The 16,366-nt window shown below is 56.0% G+C and carries 14 protein-coding genes and 2 tRNA genes; 4 read left to right on the top strand and 12 right to left on the bottom strand.

All coding sequences use genetic code 11. The features are described 5' to 3' along the window. Positions 1 to 6 precede the first annotated feature (6 nt). The 11 genes from lpxA to rpsB form a co-directional block, all read right to left on the bottom strand. Complete coding sequence (gene lpxA / locus B9Z52_RS00380) at positions 7 to 801, bottom strand: acyl-ACP--UDP-N-acetylglucosamine O-acyltransferase (protein WP_108411899.1); 795 nt, start codon at positions 799 to 801, stop codon at positions 7 to 9. A gap of 5 nt (positions 802 to 806) precedes the next feature. Beyond that, positions 807 to 1,253: a 3-hydroxyacyl-ACP dehydratase FabZ gene (fabZ, locus tag B9Z52_RS00375; RefSeq protein WP_108411898.1), complete on the bottom strand. Its 447-nt coding sequence runs from the start codon at positions 1,251 to 1,253 to the stop codon at positions 807 to 809. A gap of 3 nt (positions 1,254 to 1,256) precedes the next feature. After that, positions 1,257 to 2,246, bottom strand: coding sequence for a UDP-3-O-(3-hydroxymyristoyl)glucosamine N-acyltransferase (gene lpxD / locus B9Z52_RS00370; RefSeq protein ID WP_108411897.1), 990 nt, complete (start codon positions 2,244 to 2,246; stop codon positions 1,257 to 1,259). Positions 2,247 to 2,266: 20 nt separating this feature from the next. Next, positions 2,267 to 2,785 (bottom strand): OmpH family outer membrane protein, encoded by a 519-nt coding sequence (locus B9Z52_RS00365; RefSeq protein WP_108411896.1) that lies wholly within the window; start codon positions 2,783 to 2,785, stop codon positions 2,267 to 2,269. Further along, entirely contained in the window at positions 2,785 to 5,091 is a 2,307-nt protein-coding gene (gene bamA, locus B9Z52_RS00360) for an outer membrane protein assembly factor BamA (protein WP_108411895.1), read from the bottom strand. The genes B9Z52_RS00365 and bamA overlap by 1 nt, the downstream gene beginning before the upstream one ends. A 228-nt stretch (positions 5,092 to 5,319) precedes the next feature. Further along, a complete protein-coding gene (gene ispC / locus B9Z52_RS00355; protein ID WP_108411894.1) occupies positions 5,320 to 6,516 on the bottom strand; it encodes a 1-deoxy-D-xylulose-5-phosphate reductoisomerase in 1,197 nt (398 codons plus the stop codon). A 10-nt stretch (positions 6,517 to 6,526) separates the two neighbouring features. Continuing rightward, positions 6,527 to 7,375: a phosphatidate cytidylyltransferase gene (locus B9Z52_RS00350; protein ID WP_108411893.1), complete on the bottom strand. Its 849-nt coding sequence runs from the start codon at positions 7,373 to 7,375 to the stop codon at positions 6,527 to 6,529. A gap of 73 nt (positions 7,376 to 7,448) precedes the next feature. After that, positions 7,449 to 8,009 carry a ribosome recycling factor gene (gene frr / locus B9Z52_RS00345; RefSeq protein ID WP_108411892.1) on the bottom strand — a complete coding sequence of 187 codons (561 nt, stop codon included), beginning with the start codon at positions 8,007 to 8,009 and terminating at the stop codon, positions 7,449 to 7,451. A 24-nt stretch (positions 8,010 to 8,033) separates the two neighbouring features. Continuing rightward, positions 8,034 to 8,756 (bottom strand): UMP kinase, encoded by a 723-nt coding sequence (pyrH, locus tag B9Z52_RS00340; protein ID WP_108411891.1) that lies wholly within the window; start codon positions 8,754 to 8,756, stop codon positions 8,034 to 8,036. 53 nt (positions 8,757 to 8,809) lie between these two features. After that, on the bottom strand, positions 8,810 to 9,703 hold the full coding sequence (gene tsf / locus B9Z52_RS00335) for a translation elongation factor Ts (RefSeq protein ID WP_108411890.1): 894 nt from the start codon (positions 9,701 to 9,703) through the stop codon (positions 8,810 to 8,812). 78 nt (positions 9,704 to 9,781) lie between these two features. Beyond that, positions 9,782 to 10,531, bottom strand: coding sequence for a 30S ribosomal protein S2 (rpsB, locus tag B9Z52_RS00330; RefSeq protein ID WP_108411889.1), 750 nt, complete (start codon positions 10,529 to 10,531; stop codon positions 9,782 to 9,784). Positions 10,532 to 10,738: 207 nt separating this feature from the next. Here rpsB and B9Z52_RS00325 point away from each other — a divergent pair, with 207 nt between their 5' ends. Both B9Z52_RS00325 and B9Z52_RS00320 read left to right on the top strand, forming a co-directional pair. Next, the gene (locus tag B9Z52_RS00325) at positions 10,739 to 12,094 is read left to right on the top strand and encodes an amidase (RefSeq protein WP_108411888.1); all 1,356 of its coding nucleotides are present in this window, start codon (positions 10,739 to 10,741) and stop codon (positions 12,092 to 12,094) included. Positions 12,095 to 12,099: 5 nt separating this feature from the next. Further along, positions 12,100 to 13,593, top strand: coding sequence for an NAD(P)H-hydrate dehydratase (locus tag B9Z52_RS00320; protein ID WP_108411887.1), 1,494 nt, complete (start codon positions 12,100 to 12,102; stop codon positions 13,591 to 13,593). Positions 13,594 to 13,653: 60 nt separating this feature from the next. On the opposite strand, the gene rnr is transcribed toward B9Z52_RS00320, so the two are convergent. Further along, a complete protein-coding gene (gene rnr, locus B9Z52_RS00315; protein ID WP_233251753.1) occupies positions 13,654 to 15,936 on the bottom strand; it encodes a ribonuclease R in 2,283 nt (760 codons plus the stop codon). A gap of 50 nt (positions 15,937 to 15,986) precedes the next feature. Between rnr and B9Z52_RS00310 the strand changes: the two genes are divergently transcribed. Further along, positions 15,987 to 16,071, top strand: a tRNA-Leu gene (locus B9Z52_RS00310). 155 nt (positions 16,072 to 16,226) lie between these two features. Further along, a tRNA-Leu gene (locus B9Z52_RS00305) sits at positions 16,227 to 16,311 on the top strand. Positions 16,312 to 16,366 lie beyond the last annotated feature (55 nt).

The raw sequence follows: 16,366 nt of genomic DNA, 5'->3' as shown, positions 1-16,366 counted from the left end.
CGGTGATCAACGCACAATGCCGCGCTGCGGCGAGGCGGCCAACAAAAAGTCCAACATCATCTTCACATCCTCTGCGGCCTCTGGCGTTTGGGCAGTCAGGCCAGCAATGCGTTCCATGGCATCGGCCAAAGACAAGCCATCTCGGTAAAGGGCCTTGTGCATGGCTTTGACGGCGCTGATGCGAGCAGGCGTAAAACCTCGGCGACGCAGACCTTCAAAGTTCATCGAACGCGCTTGGGCAGGTTGCCCTTGTGCCATCACAAAAGGCGGCAAATCGGCGAACAGCAAGGAGTTCATGGCGGTGAAGCTGTGCGCGCCAATGCGGCAAAACTGGTGTACCACCGTGAAGCCCCCCAAGATCACCCAATCGTCCACCACCACATGACCGGCCAATTGCGTGTTGTTGGCAAAGATCGTGTGGTTCCCCACTTGGCAATCATGGGCCAAATGCACATAAGCCATGATCCAGTTGTCGTTGCCCACCGAGGTCACGGCGCGGTCACCGGGCGAACCGATGTTGAAGGTACAAAACTCGCGGATCGTGTTGCGGTCACCGATGACCAGTTCACATGGCTCGTTGTTGTACTTCTTGTCCTGCGGCACAGCGCCCAAGGAGCTGAACTGGAAAATCCGGTTATCACGGCCAATCGTGGTGTGGCCTTCGATCACGCAGTGGCTGGCCACCGTGGTCCCCGCGCCCATGCGCACGTGCGGACCGATCACACTGTAAGGCCCAACGGTCACCGAGCTGTCGAGCTCAGCGCTCACGCTGATGATGGCCGTTGGATGGATATTACTCATGGTGCTCAAGCCTGAGGGATCTTGCGCATGGTGCACATCAGTTCGGCTTCGGTAGCGATCTCGTTACCCACCTTGGCACGCGCCTTGAACTTGAAAATGCCCGCTTTCATGCGGTCCAGTTCCACTTCCAGAATCAATTGATCACCGGGCTCCACAGGGCGTTTGAAACGGGCGCCATCGATGCCTGCAAAGTAATACACCGTTTGGTCATCCGGGGTCTCACCCAGGGTATCAAAAGCCAGCAAGGCGGCCGCCTGAGCCAAGGCTTCGAGCATCAACACGCCCGGCATGACGGGGCGGTGTGGAAAGTGACCCAAAAAGTAGGGCTCATTGATGGACACATTTTTGAGTGCCTTGATGCGCACGCCTTTTTCAAGCTCCAGCACGCGATCGACCAAGAGGATGGGGTAGCGGTGAGGCAATTGCTTGAGGATTTGGTGGATGTCCATCATGGTCTAGGTTTCCTTGTTATTTTGAATGTCAGTTTCCAGCGCTCTGATGCGGTCACGCAAGCGCGAGAGCTGTTTGAGGCTGGCCGCGTTTTTTTCCCAATTGGCATTGCTGTCAAGTGGGAACATGCCGGTGTATTGACCGGGCTGAGCGATAGATCGAGTAACCACAGAGGCTGCTGAAATGTGGACATGGTCGGCCACCGTCAAATGACCCAGAACAATCGCACCACCACCCACCGTGCAATGTGCACCAATGCGAGCACTGCCCGCAACGCCTACACACCCTGCCATGGCAGTGTGTTGGCCAATGCGCACGTTGTGCCCGATCTGAATCAGGTTATCCAGCTTGACGCCGTTTTCGATCACCGTGTCATCCAATGCGCCGCGGTCGATGCAGGTGTTGGCTCCGATCTCCACATCGTCACCGATGCAGACAGCACCCAATTGCTCGATCTTTTCCCATTGCCCCTTGTGCAAGGCAAAACCAAAACCATCTGCGCCAATGACCACGCCTGCATGAACAATGCAACGGGCACCTATGCTGCAGTCTTCGCCCAGCGTGACGCGTGACTTCAGCACAGACCCCGAACCGACCCGGGCTCCACGCTCGATCACGCACAAAGGTCCGATCACTGCATCATCCGCAACCGAGGCATTGGGATCAATGACTGCACTGGGGTGAATACGCGGCCCTTTGTGCTGATGCTGTTCGCGCTTCCACAACCGGGTCAAGCGTGCGAAATAAAGGTATGGATCGTCTGTAACGATCGCTGCAGGTCGATCTGCCACCATCGCCTCAAACGCGGGAGCCACAATCACACATCCGGCCAAGCTGATGGCCAACTGGTTTTGGTAACGGGGATGGCTCAGAAAGCTGATTTGATCGGCACGCGCCGTTTGCAAAGGTGCAAGCCCGGCGATCTGCAAGTCGGCAGCCCCCAGCAAGCGGCCACCAAGTGCCTCTACGATGGATCTAAGCTTCAATGCCGCCATTTCCAACAGGTCAGAACCTGTTATTTGCCAGCAGAGGCGTTGAGTGCCTTGATCACTTTTTCAGTGATGTCATGCTTGGGGTTGATGTACACCGCTTCCTGAAACACCACATCGTATTTTTCAGATTCGGCCACTTGCTTGACCGCACGGTTAGCACGCTCGACCACGGCTTGCTGCTCTTCATTTTTGCGAGCATTCAAATCTTCCTGGAACTCACGGCGTTTGCGCTGAAACTCACGGTCTTGGTCTAACAATTGTTTTTGGCGTGCTGTGCGCTGCGATTCCGCCAGCGTTGGTGCTTCGCGCTCAAATTTTTCCGAAGCTGACTTCAAAGTGTTGCCCGCATCCACCAACTCCTTCTCGCGTCGGGAGAATTCTTGCTCAAGTTTGGCCTGTGCCTGTTTGGCGGTGGCCGCCTCGCGGAAAATCCGCTCGGTGTTCACGAAGCCCAGCTTGAACTCCTGCGCTTGGGCCATGGCAGAAAAAGCGACGACACCAGTGATCAGGGCCAGTGTGAAATGTTGACGAATCGTTTTCATTAGAAAGAAGTTCCGATTTGGAATTGAAGTTTTTGGATTCTATCGTCAGTCTGCTGACGAATCGGTACAGCATACGAAAAACGCAATGGACCCATGGGTGAAATCCAACTCAAGCCAAAACCTGCGGAGGCGCGAAGTTGGGCAAAGGACACGCTTTCGTTCTGCCCAAAAGCTCGGCCTACGTCGGTAAAGGCAAATAAACGCAGTGTTTTGTCATTGCCTGCACCCGGAAATGGCGTCATCAATTCGGCATTAAAGACCACTTTCTTCGGACCGCCCAAATAAATACCGGATGTTGATGATGATTTTGGGCCCAATGTGGATTGCTCAAAACCACGGACGCTACCCAAGCCCCCGACATAAAAGTTCTTGAACAAGGGATAATCCTGCCCACTCAAACCTTGACCCCAACCCAAATCCGTATTAAATGCAAATGTATATTTTTTGTTTAAGGGGATATATTGCTGATATTTGAAATTTGTCCGAGCATAACGAACATCACCAGCAACACTCACATCAGCAGTGAAGCTCTGCAAGCTACCCTTGGTGGGCACCAAGGCACTGTCACGCCCGTCATGTGCCCAGCCCAGCGTGAGTGGCAGGGCCGTGCTGGTAGAGCCGAATTTATTTGCATAATTCTGGTATTCAACAGGTAAGCCAGTACCAGCCACAATTTGTGTCTGCTCAAAATTGCCCCCCACAAATACACGGTCCGTCTCTGTCACTGGCACACCAAAACGCAGGCCCAAACCCGAGTTCACTAAGCTGTAGGCATTCAAGTCACCTAAATAGGGGCGTGTGGTTCTGTGAAATAAATCAACCGATCGAGAAATACCGTTTTGGGTGAAATAAGGATCGGTGGTGCTGACAACGTAATTTCGGTTGTATTTGCTGGTATTAACTTGAATTGCCAAATAGTTTCCAGAGCCAAAAGCGTTCTCTTGCTGAATGCCAAAACTAAGAGCTACCTTCTCTGCTGAAGAAAAACCCGCACCCAGTGAAATGCTGCCGGTAGGCTTCTCAGTCACACTGAACAACAAATCCACTTGATCAGGCGCACCTGGAATTTCTTGCGTGTCGACATTAACGTCAGTGAAATAACCCAAACGATTGACACGATCTCGGGAAAGACTTATTTTATCGCCATCATACCACGCTGCTTCCAATTGACGAAACTCTCGGCGAATGACCTCATCTCGAGTACGATTGTTACCTGCGACCAATATACGACGCACATAAGCACGACGTGATGGCTCAGCAAACAATAAAAATTGCACACGATTGTTCTTTCGGTCAATGACCGGCTTGGCCTCAACCCTAGCAAAAGCAAACCCAAATTTACCAAAATAATCGGTAAATATCTTGATTGTCTCCGCCACTGTTTCAGCGTTATAGGCCTCACCAGATTTTATCTTCACCAGCGATTTGAACTCATCATCCTTATCCAAGTAATTGCCTTCCAGCTTGACGCCAGACACAAGAAATCGTTCACCTTCATTGATATTGACAGTGATTGACATCTGCTGTTTATCTGGTGTCATGGCCACTTGTGTAGAGTCAATACGAAACTCCAAATAACCTCGCGCCAAATAGAATGAACGTAATGCCTCAAGATCGCCATTGAGTTTGGAGCGTGAATACCGATCCGATTTGGTGTACCAACTCATCCAGCCACCAGTGTCCAAATTGAATTGGTCACGCAAGGTATCAGCAGAAAATACCTTGTTGCCCACAATCTCGATATGGCTGATCTTGGCGGGGCCACCCTCTGTGATCGTGAAAGTCAGATTCACACGGTTGCGATCAATAGGGGTGGCCGTTGTCACCACTTCTGCGCCATAAAGACTGCGGCTGATGTATTGGCGCTTGAGTTCTTGTTCAGCCTTGTCAGCCAACGCCTTGTCATAAGGACGCCCCTCGGCCAAACCCACCTCTTTGAGCGCCTTGAACAGTACATCCTTGTCAAATTCCTTGAGGCCCACAAATTCAACTGCAGCAACGGATGGCCGCTCTTCCACCACCACCACCAAGACTTCGCCCTGTGTTTCCAAGCGCACATCTTTGAACAAACCCAGTGCAAACAAGGCCCGGATAGCAGCAGCACCTTTGTCATCGGTGTACTGTTCACCAACTCGAAATGGCAATGAAGCAAAAACAGTCCCTGGCTCGATCCGCTGCAAGCCTTCAACTCGGATATCCCGAACAGTGAAAGGCTCGACAGCCCAGGCTGGCAAACATGCCAACGCCGATGCCAGTAAAGTCAACGCAGAGGCGTTCGTGCGGCGACGGATAAATTGAAAATTCATGGATGACCCAGTGAAGAAAAAAGGCGGCAATCGAAACGATCAGAGTCGAGTTAAAAAATGCATCTCAAAGTTTTTTAAAAAAACCAAAATAAATTCAAAAAACAACATTTAAATTCCAGGTTTTCGAGCAACATAGCGCTGACCTAACCCACATCAGAATCGGGATGATCATATCGCAGGAGACCCCCTAACCGACTTTTATCCATCCATTGAACAGGCAAAGAGATGTCATTCAAGAAGCTTGCTCACTGTCGTTCTGGCCATCTCACGAGCCTGTCGATCAAGTTCCAACAAATCAACCAAATTGCGCGGTGTTGTGCAAACCAGTCTATCTAATGTCGTTTGATTAACACCGTGAATCTGATCGAACCGGATCTGCCGGTTCAAGAAAGCCTCCACCGCAATCTCATTGGCCGCATTGAGCACGGCACAGCTTCCAGGCGCGCCGTTAAGCGTCTCCCAAGCCAGCTGAATGCCCGGAAAGCGCCGGGGATGGCCATGGTCACCCATGGCCTCAAAGGTCATTGCCGCAAGTGCGTGGAAATCCAGTGCCGAGGCGCCTGACGTCATGCGCTCCGGCCAGCTCAAGCCATAAGCAATGGGCACACGCATGTCTGGCGTACCCAGCTGAGCGACCACCGAATTGTCCTTGTACTGAACCATAGAGTGGATCACGCTTTGGGGATGGATAACCACTTCGAGTTGATCTGGGGACATGCCGAACAAATAACGCGCCTCGATCACCTCCAACGCTTTGTTCATCATGGTGGCGGAATCGACCGAAATTTTGCGCCCCATGACCCAATTGGGGTGGGCGCAAGCCTGCTCGGGGGTCACATCCTTGAGGGTGGATGGATCACGTCCACGGAACGGCCCCCCTGAAGCCGTCAGAATGATCTTGTGCACACGACGTTGCCACGTTGTGGGGTCTTCGGGCAGGGACTGGAAAATGGCCGAATGCTCACTGTCGATGGGCAGCAGCGTTGCCCCTCCCTCGCGCACAGCCGACAAGAACACGTCGCCGCCCACGACCAGGGCTTCCTTGTTCGCCAAAAGCAATCGCTTGCCGGCACGTGCTGCAGCCAAACAGGGTGACAAACCTGCGGCACCCACAATGGCGGCCATCACCGCATCGACTTCAGGCGCACATGACACTTCATCGAGCGCCTGAGCCCCCCATCGCACCTCCACCGGCAAGCCTTCGGCCTTGACCCGATCGGCCAGCAAACGCCCAGCGTCCTCGCGGACCATCACAGCTATTTGTGGTTTGAATTGCGCGCACTGGGCCAGCATCAGGTCCACCTGGCGGGAAGCCGTGAGGGCATAGACCGAAAACTGCTCGGGATGACGTGCCAAGACATCCAAGGTGCTGGTCCCGATGGAGCCGGTAGAACCCAAAATGGTAATGCTCTGTTTATTGTTCATCGATCGCCCTTCAAATCCAGGTTACCAACATCATGGCCAATGGCAAGGTGGGCAGCAAAGCATCGACACGGTCGAGCACGCCGCCATGCCCAGGCAACAAACCCGAGCTGTCTTTCATGCCCGCGCTGCGTTTGACCAGCGACTCGACCAGATCACCCACCACACTCATGGCGCACATGAACAGCAAAGCGGGCCAAGCCACCCAGGCACCTTTAGCAAACAGCAAGGAATAAAAGCTCTGGCTGGGCAGCGCCCAACGGCGATCGATTTGGGACCAAATCAATGCCACCAGCATCACCCCCAGCATCCCGCCAAACACACCTTCCCAGCTTTTACCGGGACTGATGCTGGGCGCCAGTTTCACGCCCACCAGACGGCCACCGAAAGCACGTCCAAAGAAATAGGCGAACACATCCGCCGCCCACACCAAGACCAATACCGACAACAAGAAATTCACTCCGCGCTGATGGGCTTGCGCCATGGCCAACCAAGCGATGACCAAGAGGCATAAACCAAGAACCCAACGCAAGGTCTTCGGCCACAAGGCCCATGCGTCCACGCCGCGGCGAATCATCCAGGCCCCCAGCAAGACCCAGCCGGCACCTGCCAGCAGCCAAATCTGTGGCGGACTTGCCTGCACCCAGCCCGAGCGTTGGGCAAGGCCACACAGCGTCAAAACCATTAATGCCCCTGCCCATGACCACATTGGCCCCATGGCATTCAGGCGCCCCCACTCCCAAGCCCCTGCAGCAATCATCAGCACGGTCAAAGCCATGAAGGGCCAGGGATTGACCGCAAACAAGGCGGGCAACAACAAGGCCAGCAAGACCAGTGCTGTGATGACTCTTTGCTTGAGCATGCTTTCTCCAGAAAAAAAGGCCGCCAATAGGCGGCCATTCAGACCGTGGATGGCCACGGCATCGTGTGCAGACTCAGACCGCCATGATCTCTTGTTCTTTGGCGGTCACCAGTTGATCAATCTCGGTCATGCGCTTATCTGTCAATTTTTGCACATCGGCCTCAGCACGCTTTTGATCGTCTTCCGAAGCCAGTTTTTCCTTGACCAGCTTTTTCACCGATTCGTTGGCGTCACGGCGCAGGTTGCGAATGGCAATCTTGCTGTTCTCACCTTCGGTACGGGCCAGCTTGGTCATTTCCTTGCGACGCTCTTCGCTCATGGGCGGCATAGGCACACGAATCAAATCGCCCATGGATGCAGGGTTCAGGCCCAACTCGCTTTCACGGATGGCTTTTTCGATCTTGGCACCCATGCCTTTTTCCCAAGGCTGAACGCTGATCGTGCGCGAATCCATCAATGACACATTGGCCACTTGCGACAAAGGCACGGGCGAGCCGTAGTAATCGACATGGATGGTGTCCAGCAATGCCGGATTGGCACGGCCAGTGCGGATTTTGGTGAGGTTGTTCTTGAACGCCGCAATGGATTGATCCATCTTGGTTTCTGCTGTCTTTTTGATGTCTGCAATCGTCATAGGGTTCTCCTCGTCAGAACGGGATCAAGCGTAAACCAGCGTGCCTTCGTCTTCACCCATCACCACGCGTTTCAAGGCTCCGTTCTTGATGATCGAAAACACCTTGATTGGCAGCTTCTGGTCGCGGCACAAGGCAAACGCGGTGGCGTCCATGATGCCCAGGTTGCGCGAGATGGCTTCGTCGAAACTGATTTTGCTGTAGCGGGTCGCCAAAGGATCTTTCTTGGGATCTGCGGTGTACACACCATCCACCTTGGTGGCCTTGAGCACCATTTCGGCGCCAATTTCCGCGCCACGCAAAGCCGCTGCTGTATCGGTGGTGAAGAAAGGATTGCCAGTGCCCGCAGCGAAAACGACAACCTTTCCTTCTTCAAGGTACTGCAAAGCCTTTGGGCGAACATAGGGCTCCACCACCTGGTCAATGCCGATGGCCGACATGACACGCGCTGTCAAACCGGCCTTGTCCATGGCATCGGCCAATGCCAAGGAGTTCATCACCGTGGCCAACATGCCCATGTAATCGGCGGTTGCACGGTCCATTCCGACCGAACCACCCGCCACACCACGGAAAATGTTGCCGCCACCGATCACCACGGCTACTTGAACGCCGAGACGCGTGATTTCCGCGATCTCTTCGGACATGCGCACGATGGTGGCGCGGTTGATACCGAAAGCGTCATCCCCCATCAGGGCCTCGCCGGACAGCTTGAGCAAGATGCGCTTAAAGGCTGGCTTGGCTTGGGACATGATGGACTCCTTCAATGTGGAAACGAACAAGGGGATGACGCAAGGGGTTCAACTCAAGCAGCAGCTTGAGCAGCAGCCACTTGGGCAGCCACTTCAGCAGCGAAGTCGTCGACTTTCTTCTCAATGCCTTCACCGACCACATACAACGTGAAAGCCTTCACGGTGGTGCCTGCAGCCTTGAGCATTTGCTCAACGGTTTGCTTGTCGTTCTTGACGAAAGATTGGTTGAACAAAGACACTTCTTTCAGGTACTTTTGCACAGAGCCTTCGACCATCTTGGTCGCGATGTCGGCAGGCTTGCCCGACTCAACAGCCTTGGCAGCAGCCACCGAGCGCTCTTTTTCGATCAATTCGGCCGGCACTTCAGCGCTGGTCAAGGACACAGGCTTCATGGCGGCGACGTGCATGGCCACGTCTTTGGCTGCAGTTTCGTCACCGTCAAACTCCACCAAAACGCCGATGCGGGTGCCGTGGAGGTAATTGGCAATCTTGGCATCGCCCGAAGCACGCTTGAAACGGCGGAAGCTCATGTTCTCGCCAATCTTGCCGATCAGGCCTTTGCGCACATCTTCCAAAGTGGGGCCAAAGCCGTCTTGGCTATAAGCCAACTCGCCCAGAGCAGCGATGTCAGCAGGGTTGTGCTCAGCGACCAGTTTGGCAGCGGCGTTGGCCAAAGCCAAGAAGCTGTCGTTCTTGGTCACAAAGTCGGTTTCGCAGTTGACTTCAATCATGGCACCAGTGGTGCCGCTGACGAAACTTGTGACAACGCCTTCAGCTGTCACGCGCGAAGCTGCTTTGCCAGCTTTGGTGCCCAGCTTGACGCGCAACAACTCTTCGGCTTTGGCCATATCGCCTTCAGCTTCAGTGAGGGCTTTTTTGCACTCCATCATGGGGGCGTCGGTTTTTGCGCGCAGTTCAGCGACCATGCTTGCGGTAATTACAGCCATTTGATTTCTCCGTATTCAGTCTAAAAGTCAGATTAAAAAAAAGGGGCCGCAAAGCCCCTTTCATCGAGTCCTATGGACTCAGGCAGAAGCGTTGGCTTCTTCGACGAATTCGTCAGCGCCTTCTGTCACAGCTTTGACCACATCGTTGACGGCGTTTGCACGGCCTTCGATGATGGCGTCAGCGATACCACGTGCGTACAAAGCGACAGCCTTGGCCGAGTCGTCGTTGCCGGGGATGATGTAGTCGATGCCTTCTGGCGAGTGGTTGGAGTCCACCACACCGATCAATGGGATACCCAATTTCTTGGCTTCGGCGATGGCAATCTTGTGGTAACCAACGTCGATCACGAAGATCGCATCAGGCAAAGTGGCCATGTCTTGGATACCACCGATGTCTTTTTCGAGCTTTTCCATCTCGCGCTTGAACATCAATTGCTCTTTTTTGCTCAGGCTGTCGAGGCCAACTTCTTGTTGAGCCTTCATGTCCTTCAGACGCTTGATCGAGGTCTTGACGGTTTTGAAGTTGGTCAACATGCCACCCAACCAGCGCTGGTCGACGAATGGAACGCCAGCGCGCTGGGCTTCAGCAGCCACCAGTTCACGGGCTTGGCGCTTGGTGCCAACCATCAGGATGTTGCCACGGTTAGCAGACAACTGCTTGGCGAATTTGATCGCATCCTGGAACATCGGGAGCGATTTTTCCAGGTTGATGATGTGAATCTTGTTGCGGTGACCGAAGATGAAGGGTGCCATCTTGGGGTTCCAGAAGCGGGTTTGGTGGCCGAAGTGGACACCGGCTTCCAGCATTTCGCGCATGGTAACGGACATAAAGTACTCCAAAGGTTGTGTCTAAAATCCAGCCCACTGATCACGCCAACAAAATTAGCGCAACACCTTGAGGGGGCTGGTTTGCGGATGTGCTCTGCTGGCTTGGCTGATCTGGCTTTTGGGTAAGCTACCCAAGAGACAGCCGCTGCGCTGTACAAAGCCTTAGGATTATAGCATCCTGACACACGCTGAACTCAGCCGCCCGCTATGAAAAAAGACCTGATCGCCACCCGTCAATCCATTGTGGAGGGCCAAATCCATCCGCAAGCCGTGGCCGAAGCCTGCCTCGACATCGCCCAAAGCACCGATTGCCGGGACACCTTTTTGCTACTCACCCCTGAAACGCTGAAGCAAACGGCAAGCCAAGCGGTCGTCAAGACACGGCCTTTGGCGGGTCTGGCGGTCTCTGTCAAAGATTTGTTCGATGTCCAAGGACAAGTGACAGCAGCCGGATCGGTGGTTTTGCGTGATCAGCCCCCTGCGCAGCAAGATGCACAAGCCGTGGCGCGATTGCGCGCCGCCGGGGCCGGGCTGATTGGGCGGACCAATATGGTGGAGTTCGCTTTCTCTGGCGTGGGCGTCAACCCCCACCACCGCACTCCCGCCGCTTGGGATGCCCTGACCGACACACCCGCTGGCGATGCCCAATCACCCAGGGTGCCAGGCGGCTCTAGCTCTGGCGCGGCTGTGTCCGTGGCCACAGGCGCGGCCTTCATCGGACTGGGCTCCGATACTGGAGGCTCCATCCGGATTCCCGCCGCACTCAACGGCATCGTGGGCTTCAAGAACACCGCCCGTCTGGTGCCCACACAAGGCGCCCTGCCCTTGTCCACCACGCTGGACACGGTGTGTGCCATGACCCGGACCGTGCGCGACACCATCCTCGCGCACGAAATCCTGTCGAACCGCCAAGTACCGAAATCTGACAAACCCTTGGCCAGCTACCGACTCGCTGTGGTCAGTGACTTCATGCAAGATGGCATGGACGCCACCGTGAGCCGCGCGTTTGAACGCAGCTTGCAAACACTGCGCGCGGCTGGTGCGCAAATTGAAGAAATCGCCTTGCCTGAACTCCTGGAAATCGGCCCCATGATGCGCACCGGGGGCTTCAGTCCTGCGGAAAGCTTTGCTTGGCATCGGCAATTGCTGGCACAAAGCGCCGATTTGTACGACCCTCGGGTGGCTCAACGCATCCAAATTGGCGCTGGCATGAAGGCGCACGAGTACATCGACCTGCTGCATGCCCGCGCCGATTGGATCCAGCGCATCGAAGCCGCTTTGCAGCACCACGATGCCGTGCTGTCGCCCACCACACCGATCGCCGCACCGCTCTTGCGCGATGTGGCACCCGGCGCTGAGCGTGACGCCGAATTCTTCCGGGTCAATGGACTGTTGCTGCGCAACACAGCAGCCGTCAACACGCTGGACGGCTGCGGCATCAGCCTGCCTTGCCATGCGCCGGGTGAACTGCCGGTCGGTCTGATGGCCTGGCATGGTGCCATGCACGACGACGCCATCCTTCAATTGGCCCTGCTGCTCGAACCACTGCTTCAAAAAGCCTGAGCACCATGCACCGCTTGACCCCCACCTCCAACTGGCCTGTTTTTCAGCGCGACAGCCTGAAAGCCCTGGAGCGACAACTTCAGGCCTGCAGCCATGACCCATTGATGCAGAGCGCAGGCCTCGCCGCGGCGCAACTGGCACTGGCCATGGCCCCGCATGCCCAGCGCATTTGGGTGGCGGCTGGACCGGGCAACAACGGGGGCGATGGTCTGGAAGCGGCCATGCACCTGCACCTGGCTGGCAAGACGGTGCGGGTCAGCCTGCTGATCGACCGAGACCAACAAGCCGCCGATGCACAAGCGGCACTGGCCAGAGCCCTGCATGCAGGGCTCACGGTACAAACCGAGATACCCTGCGACTGGATCGCAGGCATGGGCCCGCAAGACCTGTGCATCGACGGCTTGCTGGGCTTGGGCGCATCCCGCCCACTGAGCACTCAAATACAAGCTTGGGTCGACGCCATCAACCATTCCCGGGCACAAGTTTTGGCGCTGGATTTACCCACAGGGCTAGATGCGCAGTCTGGCCAACTTCTGGGCGCGGATGCAAAGACGCCGTCGCGCGCCGTACGGGCACATCACACACTGACTTTTGTTGCAGCCAAACCGGGCCTATTCATGGGCCATGGCCGAGATGTCTGTGGAGACATCTGGTTGGAAAGCCTCGATTCAGACGCCAAAGAGCCCGTCCTTCTTCTGCCACAGGCTTGGCTCAACACGCCTGGCGAACAACGCCATAAGGCCCACGCCAGCCACAAGGGCAGTCACGGCGATGTCGCCATCATCGGTGGCGAAGCGATGGCCCTGCATGGCATGGGCATGCGCGGCGCGGCTGTATTGGCCGCTACGGCCGCACTTCACGCAGGCGCTGGGCGGGTGATGCTCAGTCTGCTGGGTGAGCCCGAGGTGTCGGTGCCACCGGATCTGATGCAACGCCCGTGGACGCAACTGGACCTGGAAAAACTGCATGTCGTGTGTGGCTGCGGTGGCGGACAAGCCATCCAAACCCTCCTAGCCGAAGTGCTGGCACGCAGCGCACAACTGGTGCTGGACGCCGATGGACTGAACGCAGTGGCACAAGACGAAGTACTGGCCAGGGCCTTGCGCGGCCGTGGCCTCCAACAGGCCACAGTGATGACACCCCACCCCCTGGAAGCCGCAAGGCTTTTGAAAACCGATACCACGAGCATTCAAAACAATCGCCTGCAAGCGGCTCAAGACCTGGCGGCACTGTTCGATTGTGTTGTGGTGCTCAAAGGCTCAGGCACCGTGATTGCAGCACCCGGGCAGACCCCGCGCATCAACACCACAGGCAACGGCAAATTGGCCATCGGTGGCACCGGCGATGTGCTGGCCGGCCTCATTGGCGCTCGCATGGCTCAAAACCTGAGTGCCTTTGATGCCGCTTGCGCCGCTGTGCATCAACACGGTCAAGTTGCGGATGACTGGCCTGCAGGCCGGTCACTCACGGCCAGCCAACTGGCTCAGGCCTTGTACTGAAATACACCATGCAAAACGGCCATGCACTCCAGTGCATGGCCGCTACAGGGCATCATCGGCTCAACGGCGCGATTTGCTGGTCCGAGGTCCCTTCTTATTGGTGCCGGTTTTCTTCGCAGAAGCCTTTTTGACCGAAGCTTTGAGCGCCTGAATCGGCGAGCGGTTGCGCTCGGCATCGGCCATGCGGCGATCCGCAGCGCGATCACCCCGGGCGGGACCGCCATGCTTTTTGCCATGCACGCCTTCAGGAGCCGTTGGAGCCGACAAGCCTTTGTCGCGCATGGCGCGCGGCACCAAATCATCGCCGGGGTGCACCAAACGGAAGTCGATCTTGCGACCATCCAGATCCACCCGACTGACCTGCACCTGCACCCGCGTGCCAATGGCATAGCGGATACCGGTGCGCTCACCGCGAAGCTCCTGACGCAGCTCATCGAAGCGGAAATACTCGCCGCCCAGTTCGGTGATGTGCACCAGGCCCTCCACATACAGAGCGTCCAAGGTCACAAAAATACCGAAGCTGGTCGCAGCAGACACGACGCCGCCATATTCCTCGCCAAGGTGCTCGCGCATGTACTTGCACTTGAGCCAAGCCTCCACGTCACGACTGGCTTCATCCGCACGTCGTTCGTTGGCACTGCAATGCAGGCCTGCAGCCTCCCAGGCTTGCTGGTCAGCGGCCGACATGTGCACGCGAGGCGCATTCGCATCGGATGCACCCTTGGCTGCCTTGTTTTTCTCCAGACGTTTGGTCAACTTGGCATGCGCCTCGCCTGGCACCGGCAATTTGGGGAGCTGGTATTTGCGACCCATCAAGATCGATTTGATAACACGGTGCACCAGCAAATCCGGATAACGCCGGATCGGGCTGGTGAAATGCGTATATGCCTCATAAGCCAGGCCAAAGTGGCCACTGTTGACGGGCGTATAGATGGCCTGCTGCATGGAGCGCAACAGCATGGTGTGGATCTGCTGTGCGTCCGGGCGGTCCTTGGTCGCTTGCGCAATCTTCTGAAACTCAGAAGTGTGCGGGTCGTCGCTGATGCTCAGGCCCAAGCCCAAGGCCTTGAGGTAATTGCGCAGGATGTCTTTTTTCTCGGCCGTCGGGCCTTCGTGCACGCGGAACAAACCAGGGTGCTTGCCTTGCTGGATGAAATCAGCGCTGCAAACGTTGGCCGCCAGCATGGCTTCTTCAATCAGGCGGTGCGCTTCGTTGCGCACGCGTGGCACGATTTTTTCAATGCGACCACTCTCGTCACACACGATCTGAGTTTCAGTGGTTTCAAAATCCACCGCACCGCGCACCGCACGCGAGGCCAGCAGCGCCTTGTAGACGTCCTGCAAGTTCATCAGGTCGGTCACGCGCGTCTTGCGCTTGGCCGCTTCTGGCCCACGGGTGTTGGCCAAAATGGCAGCCACCTCGGTGTAGGTGAAGCGCGCATGGCTGTGCATCACAGCTGGGTAAAACTGGTAGGCATGCACATCGCCCTTGGCATTGACCAGCATGTCGCAGACCATGCACAAGCGGTCAACATCCGGGTTCAGCGAGCACAGACCGTTGGACAATTTCTCCGGCAGCATCGGAATAACCCGGCGGGGGAAATACACGCTGGTGGCTCGGTCGTAGGCATCGATGTCGATGTCGCTGCCTGTTTGCACATAGTGGCTCACATCGGCAATCGCCACCAGCAAACGCCAGCCCTTGCCGCGACCGACCTTGGCCGGTTCGCAATAGACGGCATCGTCAAAATCACGCGCATCTTCGCCATCGATGGTGACCAAAGGCACATCGCGCAAATCCACTCGGTCCTTGCGATCTTTGGCCAGCACTTTATCGGGCAGGCCCTTGGCTTGCTCAAGACAGCCCGCAGAGAATTCGTGGGGCACGCTGTATTTGCGCACCGCAATCTCGATCTCCATGCCGGGATCATCGATCTCACCGAGCACCTCTTTGACGCGGCCCACGGGCTGCCCAAACAAAGCAGGTGGCTCGGTCAGCTCAACCACCACCACCTGACCCGGCTTGGCCGTACCCGTGGCACCTTTGGGGATCATCACGTCTTGGCCGTAACGCTTGTCCTCCGGCGCCACCAGCCACAAACCACCCTCTTGCAACAAGCGGCCAATGATGGGCTGCTCGGGACGCTCAACGATTTCGACAATGCGCCCTTCGGGCCGACCTTTGCGGTCCTGGCGCACGATGCGCACCTTGACCCGGTCGCGGTGCAACACCGCGCGCATCTCGTTGGGCGAGAGGTAAATATCCGACTCGCCATTGTCACGAATCAGGAAGCCATGGCCGTCACGGTGCCCTTGCACCTGACCTTCGATTTCATCCAGCATCCCGCTGGTTGGAGCTACTTTTTTAATATACAATCCTTGATTCCTGAGATGCCCAGATGGCGGAATTGGTAGACGCACTAGTTTCAGGTACTAGCGAGTAACATCGTGGAGGTTCGAGTCCTCTTCTGGGCACCATCTTAAACAAACACAAACCCATATCAGCCGATGAATTCAACTCATCGGCTTTTTTGTTTGTCCCCGTGCCGGTTGCCGCAATAAATTTGCATTTTTGTTCAAGTCGAGCCCGGAGAGACGATGGGGATGACCTATAATTCAAATCTTCCTGAGATGCCCAGATGGCGGAATTGGTAGACGCACTAGTTTCAGGTACTAGCGAGTAACATCGTGGAGGTTCGAGTCCTCTTCTGGGCACCAATCTTATCGAATAGGATGCATTACAAGCCGTTAATTTTTGATCAACGGCTTTTTT

It is taken from the genome of Limnohabitans sp. Jir72, from assembly GCF_003063575.1.
In the GTDB taxonomy this organism is placed as follows: Bacteria; Pseudomonadota; Gammaproteobacteria; order Burkholderiales; family Burkholderiaceae_C; genus Limnohabitans_A.
The sequence above is the reverse complement of the archived record's forward strand: the minus strand, read 5'-3'. Positions and strand labels throughout refer to the sequence as shown.

Bases quoted from the DNA above. Each gene is read 5' to 3' on its own strand.
- lpxA (WP_108411899.1), bottom strand. From the start codon at position 801: ATGAGTAATATCCATCCAACGGCCATCATCAGCGTGAGCGCTGAGCTC.
- fabZ (WP_108411898.1), bottom strand. From the start codon at position 1,253: ATGATGGACATCCACCAAATCCTCAAGCAATTGCCTCACCGCTACCCC.
- lpxD (WP_108411897.1), bottom strand. From the start codon at position 2,246: ATGGCGGCATTGAAGCTTAGATCCATCGTAGAGGCACTTGGTGGCCGC.
- B9Z52_RS00365 (WP_108411896.1), bottom strand. From the start codon at position 2,785: ATGAAAACGATTCGTCAACATTTCACACTGGCCCTGATCACTGGTGTC.
- bamA (WP_108411895.1), bottom strand. From the start codon at position 5,091: ATGAATTTTCAATTTATCCGTCGCCGCACGAACGCCTCTGCGTTGACT.
- ispC (WP_108411894.1), bottom strand. From the start codon at position 6,516: ATGAACAATAAACAGAGCATTACCATTTTGGGTTCTACCGGCTCCATC.
- B9Z52_RS00350 (WP_108411893.1), bottom strand. From the start codon at position 7,375: ATGCTCAAGCAAAGAGTCATCACAGCACTGGTCTTGCTGGCCTTGTTG.
- frr (WP_108411892.1), bottom strand. From the start codon at position 8,009: ATGACGATTGCAGACATCAAAAAGACAGCAGAAACCAAGATGGATCAA.
- pyrH (WP_108411891.1), bottom strand. From the start codon at position 8,756: ATGTCCCAAGCCAAGCCAGCCTTTAAGCGCATCTTGCTCAAGCTGTCC.
- tsf (WP_108411890.1), bottom strand. From the start codon at position 9,703: ATGGCTGTAATTACCGCAAGCATGGTCGCTGAACTGCGCGCAAAAACC.
- rpsB (WP_108411889.1), bottom strand. From the start codon at position 10,531: ATGTCCGTTACCATGCGCGAAATGCTGGAAGCCGGTGTCCACTTCGGC.
- B9Z52_RS00325 (WP_108411888.1), top strand. From the start codon at position 10,739: ATGAAAAAAGACCTGATCGCCACCCGTCAATCCATTGTGGAGGGCCAA.
- B9Z52_RS00320 (WP_108411887.1), top strand. From the start codon at position 12,100: ATGCACCGCTTGACCCCCACCTCCAACTGGCCTGTTTTTCAGCGCGAC.
- rnr (WP_233251753.1), bottom strand. From the start codon at position 15,936: ATGCTGGATGAAATCGAAGGTCAGGTGCAAGGGCACCGTGACGGCCAT.